The organism is Rheinheimera pacifica, from assembly GCF_900108485.1.
Taxonomy (GTDB): domain Bacteria; phylum Pseudomonadota; class Gammaproteobacteria; order Enterobacterales; family Alteromonadaceae; genus Alishewanella; species Alishewanella pacifica.
Genome location: NZ_FNXF01000010.1, coordinates 93,097 through 111,325 on the forward strand (window position 1 = coordinate 93,097; position 18,229 = coordinate 111,325).

17 protein-coding genes are annotated in these 18,229 nt (G+C 46.3%); 6 read left to right on the forward strand and 11 right to left on the reverse strand.

The annotated features are described in order from the left end of the window. Positions 1-113: 113 nt before the first annotated feature. Positions 114-1,565, reverse strand: a complete 1,452-nt coding sequence (locus BLW68_RS13375; protein WP_092794164.1) for a sigma-54 dependent transcriptional regulator — start codon at positions 1,563-1,565, stop codon at positions 114-116. 112 nt (positions 1,566-1,677) lie between these two features. Next, positions 1,678-2,472 carry a flagellin gene (locus tag BLW68_RS13380; RefSeq protein ID WP_092794166.1) on the reverse strand — a complete coding sequence of 265 codons (795 nt, stop codon included), beginning with the start codon at positions 2,470-2,472 and terminating at the stop codon, positions 1,678-1,680. Positions 2,473-2,673: 201 nt separating this feature from the next. Here BLW68_RS13380 and pseB point away from each other — a divergent pair, with 201 nt between their 5' ends. From pseB to BLW68_RS13410, 6 genes are read left to right on the forward strand one after another with little or no spacing between them, the layout of a single operon-like run. After that, positions 2,674-3,675 carry a UDP-N-acetylglucosamine 4,6-dehydratase (inverting) gene (gene pseB, locus BLW68_RS13385; RefSeq protein WP_092794169.1) on the forward strand — a complete coding sequence of 334 codons (1,002 nt, stop codon included), beginning with the start codon at positions 2,674-2,676 and terminating at the stop codon, positions 3,673-3,675. Next, positions 3,672-4,820 carry a UDP-4-amino-4,6-dideoxy-N-acetyl-beta-L-altrosamine transaminase gene (pseC, locus tag BLW68_RS13390; protein ID WP_092794173.1) on the forward strand — a complete coding sequence of 383 codons (1,149 nt, stop codon included), beginning with the start codon at positions 3,672-3,674 and terminating at the stop codon, positions 4,818-4,820. Before pseB ends, pseC begins: the two co-directional genes overlap by 4 nt. Then, complete coding sequence (gene pseF, locus BLW68_RS13395; protein WP_092794182.1) at positions 4,817-5,515, forward strand: pseudaminic acid cytidylyltransferase; 699 nt, start codon at positions 4,817-4,819, stop codon at positions 5,513-5,515. Before pseC ends, pseF begins: the two co-directional genes overlap by 4 nt. After that, complete coding sequence (gene pseG, locus BLW68_RS13400; RefSeq protein WP_092794185.1) at positions 5,512-6,549, forward strand: UDP-2,4-diacetamido-2,4,6-trideoxy-beta-L-altropyranose hydrolase; 1,038 nt, start codon at positions 5,512-5,514, stop codon at positions 6,547-6,549. The genes pseF and pseG overlap by 4 nt, the downstream gene beginning before the upstream one ends. Positions 6,550-6,561: 12 nt before the next feature. After that, positions 6,562-7,611 (forward strand): pseudaminic acid synthase, encoded by a 1,050-nt coding sequence (gene pseI / locus BLW68_RS13405; RefSeq protein WP_092794187.1) that lies wholly within the window; start codon positions 6,562-6,564, stop codon positions 7,609-7,611. Positions 7,612-7,614: 3 nt separating this feature from the next. Further along, positions 7,615-8,061: a GNAT family N-acetyltransferase gene (locus tag BLW68_RS13410; protein ID WP_092794190.1), complete on the forward strand. Its 447-nt coding sequence runs from the start codon at positions 7,615-7,617 to the stop codon at positions 8,059-8,061. A 145-nt stretch (positions 8,062-8,206) separates the two neighbouring features. On the opposite strand, the gene BLW68_RS13415 is transcribed toward BLW68_RS13410, so the two are convergent. From BLW68_RS13415 to BLW68_RS13455, 9 genes are all read right to left on the reverse strand, one after another. Continuing rightward, on the reverse strand, positions 8,207-9,652 hold the full coding sequence (locus BLW68_RS13415; RefSeq protein ID WP_177172241.1) for a hypothetical protein: 1,446 nt from the start codon (positions 9,650-9,652) through the stop codon (positions 8,207-8,209). A gap of 66 nt (positions 9,653-9,718) precedes the next feature. Beyond that, positions 9,719-12,535: a motility associated factor glycosyltransferase family protein gene (locus BLW68_RS13420; protein ID WP_092794195.1), complete on the reverse strand. Its 2,817-nt coding sequence runs from the start codon at positions 12,533-12,535 to the stop codon at positions 9,719-9,721. Between the two features lie 21 nt (positions 12,536-12,556). Further along, entirely contained in the window at positions 12,557-12,865 is a 309-nt protein-coding gene (locus BLW68_RS13425; RefSeq protein ID WP_092794198.1) for a hypothetical protein, read from the reverse strand. Then, complete coding sequence (gene fliS, locus BLW68_RS13430) at positions 12,865-13,299, reverse strand: flagellar export chaperone FliS (RefSeq protein WP_092794200.1); 435 nt, start codon at positions 13,297-13,299, stop codon at positions 12,865-12,867. Before fliS ends, BLW68_RS13425 begins: the two co-directional genes overlap by 1 nt. Positions 13,300-13,310: 11 nt before the next feature. After that, a complete protein-coding gene (gene fliD / locus BLW68_RS13435; RefSeq protein ID WP_092794203.1) occupies positions 13,311-14,774 on the reverse strand; it encodes a flagellar filament capping protein FliD in 1,464 nt (487 codons plus the stop codon). 8 nt (positions 14,775-14,782) lie between these two features. Continuing rightward, a complete protein-coding gene (locus BLW68_RS13440; RefSeq protein WP_092794205.1) occupies positions 14,783-15,160 on the reverse strand; it encodes a flagellar protein FlaG in 378 nt (125 codons plus the stop codon). A 68-nt stretch (positions 15,161-15,228) separates the two neighbouring features. Continuing rightward, entirely contained in the window at positions 15,229-16,053 is an 825-nt protein-coding gene (locus BLW68_RS13445) for a flagellin N-terminal helical domain-containing protein (protein ID WP_092794207.1), read from the reverse strand. 220 nt (positions 16,054-16,273) lie between these two features. Further along, positions 16,274-17,101 (reverse strand): flagellin N-terminal helical domain-containing protein, encoded by an 828-nt coding sequence (locus BLW68_RS13450; protein ID WP_092794211.1) that lies wholly within the window; start codon positions 17,099-17,101, stop codon positions 16,274-16,276. Positions 17,102-17,248: 147 nt separating this feature from the next. Next, a complete protein-coding gene (locus BLW68_RS13455; RefSeq protein ID WP_092794216.1) occupies positions 17,249-18,073 on the reverse strand; it encodes a flagellin N-terminal helical domain-containing protein in 825 nt (274 codons plus the stop codon). Positions 18,074-18,229 lie beyond the last annotated feature (156 nt).

An 18,229-nucleotide genomic window follows, 5' to 3' on the forward strand; every position in this document is an offset into this window, starting at 1 on the left:
CTTAAACGTTGCGTTATCGCTCAGGGGTAATGCAGGCATTATGCCAGATAAAATTAAATATTTTTAGTAACTTACAGTGTCAAAAGCCTGACACTGTAAGTTACTGGGTATTATTACTCGTCTTTACCCAGATTATATTTACGCATTTTCTCTACCAGCGTAGTGCGGCGCAGGCCCAGCACTTCTGCTGCCCGGGCCACGACAAACTCGTGCCGCTCTAAAGCCTGAGATATAAAGCGGATTTCCAGCTCGGCCAGATATTCTTTTAAGTCCAGCCCCTGATCGGGTAAGTCCTGCAAGCCATCTGCAACTGCAAAAAAGCCTGCATCGTCAGCTTCGTCTTCATCATCATCTGCAGACTGAAACATTTCGTTCAGTAAATCACGCTCCTGCAAACTTTCTGGGTATTGCGGTACATAGCTTTCAATCTCCAGATGGCGGTATTTCGGTGGTAACTCGGCCACATCAACTACCTGGTCCGGGTACATAATAACCATCCGCTCCAGCAAGTTTGCCAGCTCGCGCACATTACCCGGCCAACTGTGCAGTTGCAGGCTTTGCAAAGCATATTCGGTAAATTTAACTTTAGCCTGGCTGTACTTCTCCTGGCGTTGTAACAGCTCGCTTATTAGCAACGGTATATCGTCGCAGCGGTGGCTAAGCGCGGGGGTTTCAATAGGAAATACATTCAAACGGTAGTATAAGTCTTCACGGAAACTGCCCTCAGCAATCATTTGCTCCAAATCGCGGTGCGTAGCGGCAACAATACGCACATCAGCCTTAATGGGTTGGGTGCCCCCTACCCGTTCATAAGTGCGTTCTTGTAATACTCTTAGCAGCTTTACCTGCATATTCAGCGGCATATCACCTATTTCATCTAAAAACAGTGTACCGCCCTGCGCCAGCTCAAAGCGGCCTTTGCGGGTAGAGATGGCACCGGTAAAAGCACCCTTTTCATGGCCAAACAATTCACTTTCCAGTAATTCCGCCGGTATAGCACCACAGTTTATTGGTACAAAAGGCCCACGCGCCCGGTTAGACAATAAATGAATATTACGCGCCACCACTTCTTTGCCGGTACCTGAAGGGCCGAGCACCAGCACATTAGCTTCAGTTTTTGCCACTTGCTGAATAAGAAACCGTACTTGCTGCATGGCGGCAGAATTACCTACCATACCGTCAAATTTTGCCATGTTATGCGGCTTATGCTGCAGCGGTAAAAGGCGGTGATACTGCTGGCTGTCTCGCAGTAGCTGAGTTAAAGAGGCATAAGAGAAAGGTTCGCTTAGCAGGCCTACCGCATTGGCATACTGCAACAGGGGTTGCAGTGGCTCTCCCAGCAGTAAGAACGCCGTAGCCGGATAGCGCAACAGCAGATCAGCATGGCGCTGGCTTTCAAGTGCCCCCAGCAGCACCACGACCGGCTCCTGATTATTCAACCTCGCCTGTAGCGCAGCCATATCCAATATCTGGTGCGGCTCATTAATAAAACTTAATACTGTACTGAGCCGGCTGCTGCGGCTGCTTTGTTCGTCAACGATATACAGAAAAGGATTATTTACCATGCCACTGCTTTTATTATGCTTTTGATTGCATTGTACTTCGCAAAGATGAGCTTGCAAGGTAATACGCTATTTTTTTGACACAGTGTCAAAAAAATAGCGTGGCTTTAAGGTGTTAACTAAGCAGGTTTAAAGCCTGTTGTTGCTGCATTCTGGCCTGCAGTGAAACACTGACAGAAGTATTAGCCAAAATATCAGCCGCCACCTTGTCACTGCTGGCGCGGGCAAAATCCAGATCTTCAATCCGGCTACGCGCGGCTGACTCGGCAATTTGCTGACCGTTTAAATTACTGGCCGCAGAGCTAAAGCTGTTGATGGATGCGCCCGCGTCAGCTTGTAAACCACCAATATAGTCCAGCGATTGCTGAATATTACCCAGCGATGCTGCCGCTGCGTCCGCGGAGCTTAAATCTATACTAAAAATATTCTGTGCGGTTAAACCGGAAGCAACGTCTACCGTGCTTAAATTCAGGCTGCCAGAGCCAGTACCAAAGCTTAAGGCGCCGTCCTGATCAAATAACTTTTTACCAGCGAACTCTGTATTATCAATAACCTGCTGAATATTAGCGATGTATTGATCCGCCTCTGCCTGCAGTGCTGAGCGCTCTTGCGCGCCATAAATACCATTACCGGCGGCAACAGCCAAACGGCTTAGCTCACCCAGGTTGTCGTTGATGCCTTGCAAACCCTGTTCATATACCCGCGCTAATGACACACCGTCATACAGGTTACGCTCGCCCTGGCCTTTGCCATTAATACTGCTGCTTAGCTGATTAGCTATCTGCAAACCGGCCGCGTCGTCAGCGGCACTGTTAATGCGTTTTGCCGTTGCCAGTTTTTTTAACAGGCTGTCCTGCTGTAACTGGGCCTGGTTTAAGGTATTTAAACTGCCGGGGGTATTAAGTTTCATCTTGGCACCACTTTGTCTTCAAAACTGGTTATAGTTTAGTCAAAGCGACGGTAAACCGCTATTAATTAAGTCAGCGCAAAAACTAAGCCGATGTATTAGTATTAAAGTGTTTGAACTGAATATGTTAGCTCTGGCGGCACAGTTTATGCTAATGTCATTTTAAACAGCATTTCGCACAAAAGTAGTTCCCGAGGGCAGCTTATGTTTAACGGCAAAACAATTTTAATCACCGGTGGTACCGGCTCATTTGGCCATAAGTACACGGAAACTCTGCTTGCACGCTATAAGCCGAAAAAAATCATTATTTACTCCCGCGATGAACTAAAGCAGTACGAGATGCAGCAAAAATTTAACCAAAACTGCATGCGCTATTTTATCGGCGATGTGCGCGACGAGCACAGGTTGGTGCGGGCGATGCATGGCGTAGATTACGTTATCCACGCGGCGGCACTAAAACAGGTACCTGCAGCCGAATACAACCCGATGGAATGTATTAAAACCAATATTAACGGCGCAGAGCACGTCATCAACGCGGCTATTGAAAACGGTGTCGAAAAAGTCATTGCACTATCTACCGACAAAGCTGCCAACCCGGTCAACCTGTACGGTGCCACCAAGCTGGCTTCCGATAAACTGTTTATCGCCGCGAACAATATCTCCGGCGGTGCAAAACCGCGCTTCTCAGTAGTGCGCTACGGTAATGTAGTGGGTTCGCGTGGTTCAGTGGTACCGTTTTTTCAACAGCTGATTGATAAAAAGCATGACCATATTCCGGTTACCCATCTGGAGATGACACGGTTTTGGATCAGCTTGCAGCAAGGCGTCGATTTTGTGTTAAAGAACTTTGAACGCATGCTCGGTGGTGAAATTTTTGTGCCTAAAATTCCGTCTATCCGCATTGTAGATTTAGCCAAAGCCATGGCACCGCATTTACCAGTGCTAGAGGTGGGTATTCGCCCCGGTGAAAAACTGCATGAGATGATGTGTCCGGGTGATATGTCTTATCACACTTACGAGTTTGCTGACCACTTTGTTATTGCCCCGGCAATTAAGTTTTTTAACCGCAGCAATGACTTTTCCAGCAATGCTCTGCAAGAGCAGGGTAAGCTGGTAACGCCGGGGTTTCAATACGTGTCTGACACCAACCCGGATTTTCTTAGTGTTGACCAGATGCGTCAGTTTAATCAGGAAGCTATGCTGTGATCCCCTATGGCCGTCAGCACATTACTCAGGCGGATATTGATGCAGTAACTCAGGTACTGCAAAGCGACTTTTTAACCCAGGGGCCTGCCGTGCCGGCTTTTGAGCAGCGTTTTTGTGAACTGACAACAGCGCAGCATGCTGTTGCGGTAAATAGCGCCACCTCGGCCTTACATATTGCCTGTTTAGCACTTGGCGTTGGACCCGGCAGCCGGGTCTGGACTTCTCCGATCAGTTTTGTCGCTTCAGCCAATGGCGCACGTTACTGCGGCGCCGATATCGATTTTGTTGATGTAGAAGCCGACAGCGGCAATATGGCGGTAGATAAACTGCGGCAAAAGCTGGAGCAGGCACGTAGCAACGATACCCTACCACAAGTGGTAATACCGGTACATTTAGCCGGTGCCAGCTGCGATATGCAGCAAATACATTATCTGGCCAATGAATTTGGCTTTAGCGTAATTGAAGATGCTTCACATGCTGTTGGCGCAAGTTATCAGGATGAACCAGTGGGCAATTGCCGCTATAGCGATATCACCGTGTTTAGCTTTCATCCGGTAAAAATCATCACCACCGCCGAAGGTGGTATGGCACTGACCAATAACACTGAACTGGCCGATAAAATGCGCCTGCTGCGCAGCCACGGCATTAGCCGCGACGAAAACATGATGACCGAGCCCGCACATGGCGCCTGGTATTATCAGCAATTGCTGCTTGGTTTTAATTATCGCATGACCGACATACAGGCCGCGCTGGGTTTAAGCCAAAGCCTGCGTTTATTGCCTATTATTCAAAAGCGTCAGTTACTGGCAGCCAACTATAACCGCTTGCTGTCAGAGCTGCCCGTTGCTTTACCGGCATTGGATGATATTAATATCAGTGCCTGGCATTTATATATTATCCGCCTGGATGACAAAACCAAACGCAAAGCAGTATTTGACGGCCTGCGCGATGCCGGTATTGGCGTTAATGTGCATTATATTCCCATCCATACCCAACCCTATTACCAGCAACTGGGCTTTGATTGGGGTGATTTTCCTGTAGCAGAAGATTTTTATGAGCGCATTATCAGCCTGCCGATGTTTCCGGAATTAACCGGCGAGCAGCAACAATATATTGCCGATAAACTGGCGGAGTTGCTGCAGTGAGGGTGGCCATTATTCCGGCGCGAGGTGGCAGTAAGCGCATACCACGCAAAAATATTAAAACTTTTTGCGGCCAGCCTATGCTGGCTTATCCGATCCAGGCAGCACTAAACAGCGGCGTAGTGGATAAAGTAGTGGTTTCCACCGATGATGCCGAAATAGCCGCTATAGCACGGCACTACGGCGCAGAAACCCCTTTTATGCGCAAGCCAGAGCTGGCGAATGATTTTACCGGCACCACAGACGTCATACGTAACGCCATTACGGAGTTGCAACAACTGGGTTGGCCGCTAAGCAGCTGTGCCTGCATTTATGCCACTACTCCGTTGTTAAACAGTGAGCGTATTGCCGCGGCATACCAGCTGCTGTTAAGCAGCAAAGCGGATTATGTCTTTAGCGCGGCCCGTTTCTCTTTCCCTATTCAGCGCGCCCTGCTGCAAACTGCTGAGGGCGGCGTAGTGCCATTTGACCCGGCCAGCATTATGCGCCGCTCGCAAGATCTGGCTGAAACTTTCCATGATGCCGGCCAACTGTATTGGGCAACAGCTGATACCTGGCTGGATACCGGCAAAGCCGTATTCGGCACCGGCTCCAGAATGCTGCTGTTACCGGCGCATTTAGTGCAGGATATTGATACTGTTGAGGACTGGCAACGGGCCGAGCTGTTGTACCAATTGCTACAGGCGCCTGCGCAGTGAAAGTGTTGTTTCGCACGGATGCCTCCGTAACGCTGGGTTCAGGCCATGTTATGCGCTGCCTGACACTGGCGCATGCTTTGAAAAAAACAGGCGCCAGCTGTGATTTTGCCTGCCGGCTGACATCCGGTCATTTGGCTGATGTTATCCGCAGTCAGGGCTTTAACGTACTGCCGTTACCGGACGCTCTTAGCAGTCAAACTGCAGATGCAACAGCAACACTGGCACAGTTAACACAGAATTATGTACTGTTGGTGCTAGATCACTATGCGCTGGCAACTGACTACTGCCGGATGCTACGGGCCCGTTGCCGCTACATTATGCAAATAGATGATCTGGCCAATCGTGCGTATGACTGCGACCTGTTGCTGGATCAAAACCTGCTACCCAACGCAGAGCAGCGTTACAGCAAATGGCTGCCAGCGCATTGCAAGCCATTGTTGGGGCCACGCTATGCCTTACTGCGTGAAGAGTTTTATCAACCACAAGCGCAGCATGAACCGGGCCGGATCCTGATCGGGTTTGGCGGCAGTGACGAGCAAAATTTAACCACTCTGGCTATTAAGGCAATAGATGGATTAAAGCTCAACGGTGTTTCTGCCGATATAGTTATTGGAGCGAATAATCCGTGGCATGCAGATATTAAACAGCTTACTGCAAGCCTGCCCGATATGAGGTTACATGTGCAATGTAACTATATGGCGAAGTTAATGCACCAGGCGCGACTCATGCTTGGTGGTGGTGGTGCCAGTCATTGGGAAAGGTGTATTAGTGCTCTGCCGGGTTTGGTTGTTACCGTTGCCGAAAATCAGCAGGCGACAACGGCTTATCTTGACCAGCTTGGCGCCTGTGTGTGGTTGGGACAGGCTGCAGATATGTCAGCAGAGTTCTTTGCAGAGCAACTGTGCTATTACCTGTCGCAACCAGCACTGCTTGATAGTATGGGCCAAACGGCAGCCGGTCTGATACCGGCTGCCGCAGGCACACCCCTGGTAGTTGAAACTATAATGATGACACTGAATAACGGACATCCGTAACGAGGATAAGCAATGGCTGTAATTATGCTTGGCAAACACGCGGTAGGGCCGGACCAGGCGCCGTTTATTATTGCCGAATTATCCGGCAACCATGATCAAAGCCTGGACAAGGCATTACTGATGGTTGAGGCAGCCGCAAAATGTGGTGCCGATGCAATAAAGCTGCAAACCTATACCCCGGATACCATTACGCTAAACCTGCACCAGAACGAATTTTTTATTGATAACCCCGACAGCCTTTGGCACGGCAGCTCACTGTACAGCCTTTATCAGCAAGCGATGACACCGTGGGAGTGGCACAAGCCGTTGTTTGACCGGGCAAAAGAGCTGGGCATGCTGGCGTTTAGCTCGCCGTTTGATTTAACCGCAGTAGACTATCTGGAACAGTTGGACGTACCCTGCTATAAAATTGCCTCGTTTGAAAATATCGATCATGGTTTAATCGCGGCCGTTGCCCGCACCGGTAAACCGGTGATCATGTCAACCGGCATGGCCACACAAGCTGAATTAGCTGAAGCTGTTGACGTGCTGCAACGCAACGGTTGCAAAGACATTATCTTGTTAAAATGTACCAGCAATTACCCGGCCCGCCCCATAGACGCCAACTTAAACACTATTCCGCATTTGGCGGCATTGTTTGGCTGTCAGGTTGGCTTATCAGATCACACCGCCGGTATTGGTGTCAGCGTCGCTGCCGTCGCCCTGGGTGCAACCGTGATAGAAAAACACTTTGTGCTGGACCGCAGTGAAGGCGGTATTGATGCCGCCTTTTCTATGGAGCCGGACGAGTTCAGCTTGCTGGTATCAGAATGCCGTAAAGCTAAAGATGCCTTAGGTAAAGTGCATTATGGCTGTACCGACAAAGAAATTGCCTCACGGGTACACCGGCGATCGCTCTATATAGCCAAAGATATGCAAGCAGGCGACATCTTTACTGCAGATAACCTGCGCTCTGTGCGACCAGGGCTGGGTTTGGCGCCCAAATACTTACCACAGTTTCTCGGTCGTCAGGTGAAACAAGACGTGACGATGGGTACCCCGCTGAGTTGGGAGCTAATCTGATATATGAGTGTATCTGTCATGCTTCGCTTGGCCACTATGGCCGACGCTGAGCTTTTGTTGCGCTGGCGCAATGACGCAGATACACAGCGATTTAGCCTCAATTCAGACCAGATTACTGAACAGCAGCATATCCGTTGGTTACAACAAAGCCTGAGTAATCCGCAGCGCCGGCTGTATATTGCAGAATACGCAGACCAGCCTGCTGGTACTGTCAGAGTAGATTCAACAGCAGACTATCATCGCATATCCTGGACAGTAGCTGCGGAATATCGCGGTAAAGGCTTAGCTAAAGCTATGGTTAAATTGCTGGTAAGCCAACTGACAGGAACGATAGTTGCTGAAATTCTGCCGGGTAATACTGCATCAGTGTGCGTCGCAGAGTATGCCGGGTTAACTTATCAAAATACGCACAATGGCATCATGTATTATGAATCTCAGACACCAGGCTAATCTTCACATTACGCTGCAACAGGATGCGCTATGAAAGGAATTCTTCTTGCAGGTGGTACCAGCAGTTATCAATTTAATACAGAGACCTTAAATACTAAGGTCTCTGTACACCAAAACCACTACAAAACATTTATTTAACAATTACTTAGACTGAAAATGAAAGCCCATTCACATCAAAAATACCGTTAAATATATTCAATGCTTGCTGCTTGCTATAGATACCATTTTTCACCATTGGCCAAGTTTCAACTTCTGCAACATCAATCACACGCCCCATTCCTGGTTGAAATTTAACCAAGCAAGTTTTGTAATTTAATGCCGCCAATATTGCCAATCTGTGTTGCCCGGCAGTTACAGAGAACCTCGATTCACTACCTCGGCGCATAATATAGCCCCGTATAAAACCGTCATAGTTAACTTCAGGATTATATCCTTCGTTAGATATTTTTATTAACAGCTTATACAAACGATCCACTTCCTGTAATCCAGCATCTTTTGCAACAGGCCCAAATGCATGAGAATCCCATTCTGGTATATCAGGTTGTTCACTAATACCACTAGTAATATTCTCTACAGTATCTGCTGGTTCAAACCATGGCATCCAACTAACATATTTGTTAAGGGGCATGGAGCCAAGCACACCGATATCTTCAGTTTTACCGGTTAACGTCCACAACTCTGAAAACACACTTGGGCGTACTTTTTCATAATAATGAAATAGTGGAGTATTCTCATAGATAAAATCATTCCGCTTTTCCTGAACCATTGATAGCAAGTAAGTAGACATTTCAACAAAACGATGCCAGCAGCCATCCTTTGAAAAGGCCTGCATATCACGGGAACTAATGCATTTATCCAGCTCAACATTACATAGCTTGACAGAAGTATCCCGCAACAAACTAACTGTATCGTTAATACTGGGTATTTTAATTGTCTGACCGCGACCTATGGTTCGGGAGTATAAAATCAATGGTCTGTATGGCTCACTTGGAGGGATCCCATTAACTGATAGTCCCACTACCTGACTGGTGAATATTTCTCCGGCTTCATAAAGCAAGTTATCGAAATATTCTTTAGCTGAATTTATATCATTCTCTATAAATCCTTGGACTTCACCATATTTTTCATAAATCATACATGGCTGAAAAAACATTTGTTTCGTACACTTTTTGAAAACTTCTAAAAGGAATTTTTCAGAATACTCTCGGGAATATATTTTTGCCAATTGTTGATTTACAGACAAAAACAAAACAACATCAACTTCTGGCAACTGCTCTATATCATCCAAAGAAAGTGCAATATTACAAATTTCAGCCTGGCTAAAATTGTGGATTTGAAATGTATCAGCTGTTTCAGCATATTTCTTTTCAGATTCAAAGCCAAAAGCCTTAAGCCCAAATGAATCAAGAGAACAAGTTACCACACCTTCATTACAACCAATATCGATCGCTGTTTTAGCGCTCGCATCCAAATGCAGCTTGATCAAATTGATATTCTGACGAACACCTTCCAGCCTGGCTCCTAACTGATAACTCATAATATCCTCATTGCTGGGGTTAATTAAACGATAAACCGGAACAGTTTTACCCATAGTGCATCGTCAACAGGCAGTTTTTACTGTTTAGCTATGTAAACAGTAAAAAATAACATCTTCGGCTTACTTAAACAAATGTTGTACATCCACATCATCAAACTTGAGTGGCTGCTGCTCAAACTGCTCACCACCAACAGTGATATAATCCCGCCATACCTGCATTACTTGCTTAAACACCGGCAAGATCTCCGGCGTATCTTCACTTATGCAGGACGCCACTTTCGTCATCAGGCCACCAAAGTAATTTGTGCTACCGTAGAACAAATAAAATGTTGGATCTGATGGGTCGCGCGCAGCGGTTTGCAACAAGCGCCACTGCTTGGCAATAAAGGCTTTGGCCTGTTCACCGTCGGTAATGTCATTATCAAACAGGGCCAACCAGGCGTCGACAGTGCGGCGAAATGCAGCAAAGTCGATTTGAGCATATATCGATGAAGCATAGGGTGATAAATCGGCGTAGTAAGCCGTATCTATCAGCTGTTGCAACACCAGGTTTTTACGCTTTGGTAAGTCACTGAACAAAATATTGCCTGGTTGCAGCGGCACTGCGCCTTCAATTTTCACACCATTGCTGCAATTGTAGATCTCTACTTTACGTCCGGCTTTACTGATAGCCTGCTCCAGTAGTTTTCGTGACATCTCAAATTCAGGCTTGGTAAACACATAAGGTAAAAAATTGCCCTTTGCCGGCATACCGCCACCATGTGTTTGCTGGTAGTCATACACTTCTGTGCCATCGTTACGATAATAAGCCGAAGCTTGTGAGTGGTGATGCCTTACATCGGCGTAACCGAGATCAACACCAAACAGATAAAATACTTTAAAGCCCAGCTTCAAGGCATAGTTTAGTACTAAATTAGTGACCGTTGGGTAGGCATAACTCAACGAAGCAACCTGCACACCCTGCTTTTTCAGTCGTACATCGAAGAAATTCGTTGATGATTCACCGTCTTTAAAGCACAACAAAGTGTCTTTAAACAGATCTGCCGTATCAGGATGTATACCGTTTACACTAATCAGCCGAATATCCTTTAAATATTCTGCATCTTTCACCTGCCCTATCCAGCAAAACGTAGAGCGATTCTGTTCAACCTCAGCATGAAAATCCGGCTTAATTCCCTTTTTATACAATGAATATAATGCCGTACCACAACTAATTAGCACTACTTTGTCGCGGTGCTCTTGTAAATAGCCAAAGCTGTTGTCTAGCGACGGGCCATTACCAACCACAAAAACCGGTAAATTCAATGCAGGCAAATTACGATAACTACTGTTGTCGTGCTGTAAAAACTTATGCTGCTTAGCCACGCTGTTATAGGTATGGGCAATACCATAACGGCAATGATCGTAATATTCACCCAGTGCCAGCACAACTTTTAACTCTGCGCGTAAATCCGCAATCGCCTTATGCATTTTCTGGTTGAAGTAAGAGCAAAACATATAAGTGTTGGCAATAGAATAAGCGCCAACCTGGTAAAACTGCGCCATTAAATCATAAAAATAGGTTGAGCCATCACCGCCCAGATTCAGATATATCCGCAGCCCATTTTGCTCGGCGCGTTCAAATATAGCGGCCCAATCGGTTACTTTAAGGCTGGAAGCAAAAAAATCTAAATTGGGCTCACAAATATACAGATTGCTGATCTGATATTGTTCAGTCAGTAGTTGAATATGCTTACCCAAACCCACACCGAAAATAATTAACGAATCGACTTCTTGCGGCAACTGAATTTTTTGCTGTAATTGTTTGCTAATCAGCGGCTGGGTTTGCGCAATATGCGAGTAATGGATGTAGTGGCTGAATTTATCAACAGACGTCTGGCCTAGCAATACGTCATCTTTATACGGCTGATGGGTAAAATGCTCAACCAAACGGGCAGACTCCGTATCAATGTCATAATAAAACAAAGCCTTGCGCTGCGGATGATATAGATTGGCCTTACCATTGCCATCCGTCGTCAGCTGCCAATGCTGGCTTTGGTGCTTGTCAATTTCACTATAAACTTTGGGGTAAAACTTTTGCAGCGCTGCCATATTGCGCTGATACAGCTCATCTGCCGGTGCAGCAGCAAGCGGTTTGTGGTTGCCGAGCACGTTAACGCTGCGCTCGGCAACATAATCGTTAAAGTCTTCGTAAGCAACAAACTGTGCAGTACTACCCAGCAACTGTTCCGGCTGACCGCTGTGGGCAAATAAATATTCAGCAACTTTATCCATCACTGGATGGCAGTAATGCCGATAAAGATAAATCCGGCTAAAACTGGCAACGCTGTGTAGCTCTGCCAAGTCTTCCGCAACCGAGCTACCGTCATTATCCAATTGCAGAAAAATCTGTGTGCCTGCAGCATCTGCTGCTGCAAACAGTTGCCGCCAGTCATTAGCCTGCACTGAGCAAATCAGCGTATCCACATTGGGTTCGTACACAATAAGGTACTTAATCTTTGTTTTTTGCAACAGCGCGTTTATCTGATACCCCAGCCCCAGCCCCAGCATAACCACCACGTCAACCTGCGACGGCAAACTTTCAACCGGCCAAGGCTGATCAGCCTGTATTGGCCCGGCGGCACTATCAAGTTCAATATAAGGCGCATTATGGCAAAAGCTGTCAACTTCAACTGAGACTTCCGCACTGGGGGTGTCGCTGTACCAAACCCGGCCGGTAGCAAAATCAACAATATTCAGCTCTGCTGCACGGGTACAAAATACCGAATACTGCTGCATACTATGTTGCTGAATTATCGGTACAACTGAAGGGATATATTGAGATAATGCCCGAAGGTTTTGATTAAAACGCTGCTTAATAGTTACTGCGACTTTCTGCTCAGACGCCGCCTGTGCGGCATCGTCCTGATCCAGCTGATAATTAATATACTTCAGCATGCAAGTGCCTGATTTTAATAGTTAGTTATGTTGACCGTAGCTATGCCGGGCGCGTTGCCCCTTTTTTATTTCTAACATATTGCCAGCTACAGCCTCTTTGTCTGCTGACAGTTTTGCCATTGTTGCCTGTAGCCAGTCAAGGTTTTGCTGCAAAAACAGGGCAAAAGATTCAATATTGTCTTGCGGGGGAATACTTTGGCACAAGTGCTGATTTAATTGCTTTACCAAAGCAGCAACCTGCTCTACGTCGTAAGCAGGCTGCTGTATTAAGGTATCAATATCGGTGCGAAGTGCTGTGCATTGCTGCTTAATAGTTTCAGTTTCAGTCATCAGGCACCAACAGCTAACTGCTGATTTTTTTGCGCCTGTAACTGGTAACCTTTCTCACGATCATTTACCGGAATTTGATCCCAGGCACCTTTAATAGTCAGTAAAATTTCCATTACGTCATCCAGCTTACTGATACTTTTATCGCGGCTGGCCTGAATAAGGTGATTAAGCATAAAGTCGTACAGGGAAAACAGGTTGTCAGAAATTTCGCCGGCGCTCATATCCAGACAACCCTGCAATGCAGAAATAATATTGATTGCTTTAGAAATTGCCTCAGATTTACCGGCAAAGTCTTTACGATCAATACAACCTTTGGCTTTTGCCATATTTTCCAAGGCACCTTGCATCAACAACTGGATAACACGGTGTGGGTCGGCAACCGCCAAATCATCTTTAATACCAACTGCTTTATAGGCTTTAATTCCGTAACTCATAAGATGCTCCACTAATTCGATTTATTGGTTACAAACCCTGGTAAATTTGTCAATTGCGCCGTTACTGTTGATGCCATGTTCTGCATCGAACCCAATAATGCATCCAGTGCGGTATAGCGTTTACGCAAGGTTTGCTCAAAGCTTTCTATATATCGGTTAGCAGCGTCCAAATCTTTAGTATTTTTATCTAATTGTGTTTTCAATGAACTCTCTTTGTTGGCAATAATGCCGCCGGCTTCGGTAAATTGCGACACAAATTGGTCCAATTTAGCGCTCAGGCCCTCATCACCGCCAAAAATAGCAGCAATACCGTCATAATTCTCAGCCAACGCTTTATCAAACCGGACCCGGCCGGAATCAGCACCAAAACTTGAAGTAGAAGAGATTTCTAATTTACCATCGTCGTTAAAAGTAATGCCCATAGAGTAAAGTGTTGCCAACTGAGAGCCTGACTCCCCGACCACACCACCGAGCATACCTTTTAACTGATTCATAATAGAACGCGGCAGCGAATCAGCCGCCAGAGCGCCACCTTCTGCAGTCACCGTTTTACCATCAGCACCTAAGGTACGCATTTTGGTCAGATCAGCTATTTGATCCACCAATACATTATAATTATTAATAAAGTTCTGAATATTTTCTTTAGCAGACTCTTGGTCGGTGGCAATATCCACGGTGGCATTATTACCCTCTGGCGTAACTGCTTTTACCGTCAGACTGACATCCTGAATAGCATTGGTAAAGGTATTGCTGCTATTGGTAGCAATAATGCCGTCAATTTCGATAATGGCATCCTGTGCCACCTGGCTTGCCGTCATGCCTGCTACAGCACCGGTAGGTACAGTTGACAAAGCATCCAGTTCGGCATTGTTATTGGTGATCACGACGTCATTACCAGCACCGGTTTCATTCGATGTTAATACCAGCTTTGTACCAACAGAACCACCAGCATTAATAATATTGGCATTAATGCCAAAGTTATCCGTCTGCGCATTAATTTTCTGGCGTAACTGATTAAGTGTCATACCTGCAGTAACTTCAACGTCAAAGCTTTTACTGCCTGCAGTTAATGTTAAAGTACCATCAGTTGTAGAAATAACGTCACTAGCAGAGCCATAGGCTAAATCAGCGCTTTCCAGGCGGCTGCCGGATGCCAGCTGATTTACCTTTATATCAAAACTGGCGGCCACAGCAGAGCCGGATGCCGACGCTTCAATATAGGTTTTATTCTCGGTGGGTTGCGTTACCGTGGCAACGCGGGCGTTTAAATTATTTCCGCCCAACTTTTTTATCGCATCCTGAAATGCTGACAGCGCAGATTTAAGCTGCCCAACACCAGACAGCGAGGCATCCAATGTCTTTTTAGTGGTATTAATCCGGTTAAGCTTACTGTCACGCTCAACCTTCACCAAGGTAGTAACCAACTCCTCTAAAGGTAAACCAGACGCTGAACCTAAAAAATTAATACCCGACATAATAACCTCTACACTTTGTTGTCGATTAACAAGCCAATGGACTGCCCCATTTCTTCCTGCAACCGCTTAATATCCTGCGCAACCTTTAACAGCTCCTCCGAGGGGATCTGCTTTATCAGTTCGTCTGTTTCATAGTCTATCACTTTAATAACTGATCGACCTGATACATCATCTATTGAAAAACTTAATGACCGCTGCTCCAGTGCTACAGCCTGATTTACCACATCAACTGCCTGTTGTAATTCAGTTTTACTGACCTCAGCAACGGGCTTAACTGCCTCTGCCGGTTTCACCATCTCAGGCTCAGCCTGTGCAGGCCGCGCTGATTTATCAGCAGCGGGTGTATAGCCTGCTACTGACACATTACTTACACTAATGCTGCTCATCTTCAGCCTCCTTATCGGCACGCAGGGTGAGAACTTTATATTAAATTCTCACCGCTACGTGTATTAGTTTAACCCAATAAAGATAAAGCTGCCTGTGGCCGCTGATTTGCCTGCGCCAATACAGTAGTACTGGTTTGCTGCAGGATCTGTTGACGTGTCAACTCTGCCGTTTCTTTGGCGAAATCAGTATCACGGATCCGGCTACGAGCACCTGATACGTTCTCTGAAATATTAGTTAAGTTACGGATAGTTGACTGGAAGCGGTTTTGGATCGCCCCCAGATCGGCACGGGTACCGTCAATTACACCAATGGCTGTATCGATCAAAGCCAGAGCAGCAGAAGCACCACCTACTGATGATACGCTTAGTGCGCTTAAGCCCAGAGCAGCTGTACCGTAACCACCGGTGCGTGATAATCTGATGCTAATGTTCTGACCGGCATTTGCACCTACCAGGAAAGATGCAGAGTAAGAGCCGTTCAGCAAGTTCTGCGTACCAAACTGAGTTACTGAAGCAACACGGCTCATTTCCGCTTTTAACGCAGTTACTTCTTTTTGCAGTGCTGCGCGGTCAGTGGAACTGTTGATACCGTTTTGTGATTGAATTGCCAGAGTACGGATACGCTGTAAAGAGTTAGTGATCTCTTCCATTGCGCCTTCAGCCACCTGAGCTACTGAAATACCATCATTGGCATTACGTGCAGCTTGATCCAGGCCATTTACCTGGCTGGTCAAGCGGTTTGAAATTTGTAAACCAGCAGCATCGTCAGCTGCGCTGTTAATACGAAAACCTGAAGACAAACGCTTAAAAGCGGTATCCAGATTATTGCCTGAATTAAACAACTGACGCTGTGCGTTCAGTGACGATGTATTGGTGTTTACATATAAAGCCATGAGTCACTCCTTAGTTGGCGGTAGCTTTGCTACTTTCAACTGATGTTTAAAATACGGTTATCCCGTTAACTGAGCCAAGCTGCAACTTGGCTTAACCAGTATTTCGGCCGCGACTTCATATACTTTAGGAAAAAATCACTTTTTTTCAGATATTTTTTATTTAGTAAAAAAGCTTATATATATCAGAATGATAAAAACCACCTCAGTGGTGGTTTTTATTTTACGCAGTTAATACACTTAATGCAGCTTGCGGCCTCTGGTTGGCCTGTGCCAACACTGTGGTGCTGCTTTGCTGAATAATCTGTGTCCGGGTCAGTTCTGTTGTTTCTCTGGCATAGTCGGTATCCCGTATACGGCCCCGCGACGATGACACATTCTCACTCACATTAGTCAGGTTACGAATGGTGGAGCCCAGCGCATTTTGCCAGGCACCCAGTTCTGTGCGCCCGACATCAATAGCTAAAATAGCCTGGTCCAGCGCTAACAAAGAGTCCGCAGCGTCATCTATTCCCAGCTGCACTGCTGCAACATTCAACCCTGCCGCACCACTGCCATAACCGGTAGATAAATCAATTTCAATCTTCTGCCCCGCGTTGGCGCCAATCTGAAACACCACTACAGGTGTACTACCATCAAGCAATTTAATACCACCAAATTCGGTGTTATCTGCAATGTTCTGGATGGAAGCTGCCAACTGATCATATTCCTGCTGAATGGCAGCGATATCTGCAGCAGTATTGATGCCGTTTTCTGACTGAATGGTCAAAACACGCATACGTTGCAAACTGGTCGCTATTTCTTCCATGGCACCTTCTGTCACCTGTACCAGCGAAACAGCATCATTGGCATTACGTACCGCCTGATCCAGGCCGTTGACCTGGCTGGTTAACACATTAGAAATAACCAAACCTGCAGCGTCATCTGCGGCACGGTTAATGCGAAACCCCGATGACAGGCGCTCAAAGCTGGTGCTCAGACCTACAGTCGCATTTCCCAATAACCGCTGCGAGGTTAATGACGACTGATTAGTATTGACAACTAAAGGCATGCAGCAATTCCTTCCACATTTAATACCGTAATCACGGCACTTACTTACTGTTAGTTATATATCGGCACGCCAGTAAAATTCTTGACTATTTTCTTTCTTTTCAAAAAGATAAGCCGCCAAAAGGCGGCTTATTACTTAACGCGGGATTTATTGTAATAAACTCAGTGCAGCCTGCGGCCGCTGATTCGCCTGTGCCAGTACAGTGGTACTGGTTTGCTGCAGAATTTGCGTGCGGGTTAATTCAGCGGTTTCCTTAGCAAAGTCAGTATCACGAATACGGCTACGTGCACCTGATACGTTTTCTGAGATATTGGTTAAGTTACGGATCGTTGCCTGAAACCGGTTTTGAATCGCACCCAAATCGGCACGGGTACCGTCGATAACACCGATAGCCGTATCAATCAATGCCAGGGCTGCAGAAGCGCCTGCAACAGAAGATACGCTCAATGCGCTTAAACCCAGTGCATTGGTACCATAACCACCTGCCCGCGATAAACGTATATCAATATTCTGCCCGGCATTGGCGCCTACCAGGAATGATGCCGAGAAACCACCTGCCAACAGATTCGTTACGCCGAACTGAGTCGTTGAGGCAACACGGCTCATTTCGGCCTTTAACGCTGTAACTTCTTTTTGCAGTGCGGCACGGTCAGTTGAACTGTTGATACCGTTTTGTGACTGGATAGCTAAAGTGCGGATACGCTGTAAAGAGTTGGTGATCTCTTCCATCGCACCTTCTGCTACCTGCGCCAGTGAAATACCATCGTTCGCATTACGTGCTGCCTGGTCCAGACCATTAATCTGGCTGGTTAAGCGGTTTGAAATCTGCAAACCTGCAGCATCATCAGCGGCACTGTTAATACGGAAACCGGATGATAAACGCTTAAAAGCAGTATCCAGCGAATTACCTGAGTTGAACAACTGCCGCTGCGCATTCAGGGACGAAGTATTGGTGTTGACATATAAAGCCATATTAACTCTCCTGCTACCTAATTAAACACTAGCAGCTGCCGCCTTTATTGGCGATGTCGCTATATTTCAGTGTTATTTATATATCGGAATTAAATGATAAAACTTTAGATAATTTATAAAAATATTATCTTTGCTAGTAATTTTAATTCAAACAAC

What these genes read in the sequence shown, in the direction of transcription:
- BLW68_RS13410 (WP_092794190.1), top strand. Translation starts at nt 7,615, where the DNA reads ATGAGTGTATCTGTCATGCTTCGCTTGGCCACTATGGCCGACGCTGAG.
- BLW68_RS13450 (WP_092794211.1), bottom strand. Translation starts at nt 17,101, where the DNA reads ATGCCTTTAGTTGTCAATACTAATCAGTCGTCATTAACCTCGCAGCGG.
- BLW68_RS13445 (WP_092794207.1), bottom strand. Translation starts at nt 16,053, where the DNA reads ATGGCTTTATATGTAAACACCAATACATCGTCACTGAACGCACAGCGT.
- BLW68_RS13415 (WP_177172241.1), bottom strand. Translation starts at nt 9,652, where the DNA reads ATGGGTAAAACTGTTCCGGTTTATCGTTTAATTAACCCCAGCAATGAG.
- fliS (WP_092794200.1), bottom strand. Translation starts at nt 13,299, where the DNA reads ATGAGTTACGGAATTAAAGCCTATAAAGCAGTTGGTATTAAAGATGAT.
- BLW68_RS13440 (WP_092794205.1), bottom strand. Translation starts at nt 15,160, where the DNA reads ATGAGCAGCATTAGTGTAAGTAATGTGTCAGTAGCAGGCTATACACCC.
- pseB (WP_092794169.1), top strand. Translation starts at nt 2,674, where the DNA reads ATGTTTAACGGCAAAACAATTTTAATCACCGGTGGTACCGGCTCATTT.
- BLW68_RS13425 (WP_092794198.1), bottom strand. Translation starts at nt 12,865, where the DNA reads ATGACTGAAACTGAAACTATTAAGCAGCAATGCACAGCACTTCGCACC.
- pseI (WP_092794187.1), top strand. Translation starts at nt 6,562, where the DNA reads ATGGCTGTAATTATGCTTGGCAAACACGCGGTAGGGCCGGACCAGGCG.
- BLW68_RS13420 (WP_092794195.1), bottom strand. Translation starts at nt 12,535, where the DNA reads ATGCTGAAGTATATTAATTATCAGCTGGATCAGGACGATGCCGCACAG.
- fliD (WP_092794203.1), bottom strand. Translation starts at nt 14,774, where the DNA reads ATGTCGGGTATTAATTTTTTAGGTTCAGCGTCTGGTTTACCTTTAGAG.
- BLW68_RS13375 (WP_092794164.1), bottom strand. Translation starts at nt 1,565, where the DNA reads ATGGTAAATAATCCTTTTCTGTATATCGTTGACGAACAAAGCAGCCGC.
- BLW68_RS13455 (WP_092794216.1), bottom strand. Translation starts at nt 18,073, where the DNA reads ATGGCTTTATATGTCAACACCAATACTTCGTCCCTGAATGCGCAGCGG.
- BLW68_RS13380 (WP_092794166.1), bottom strand. Translation starts at nt 2,472, where the DNA reads ATGAAACTTAATACCCCCGGCAGTTTAAATACCTTAAACCAGGCCCAG.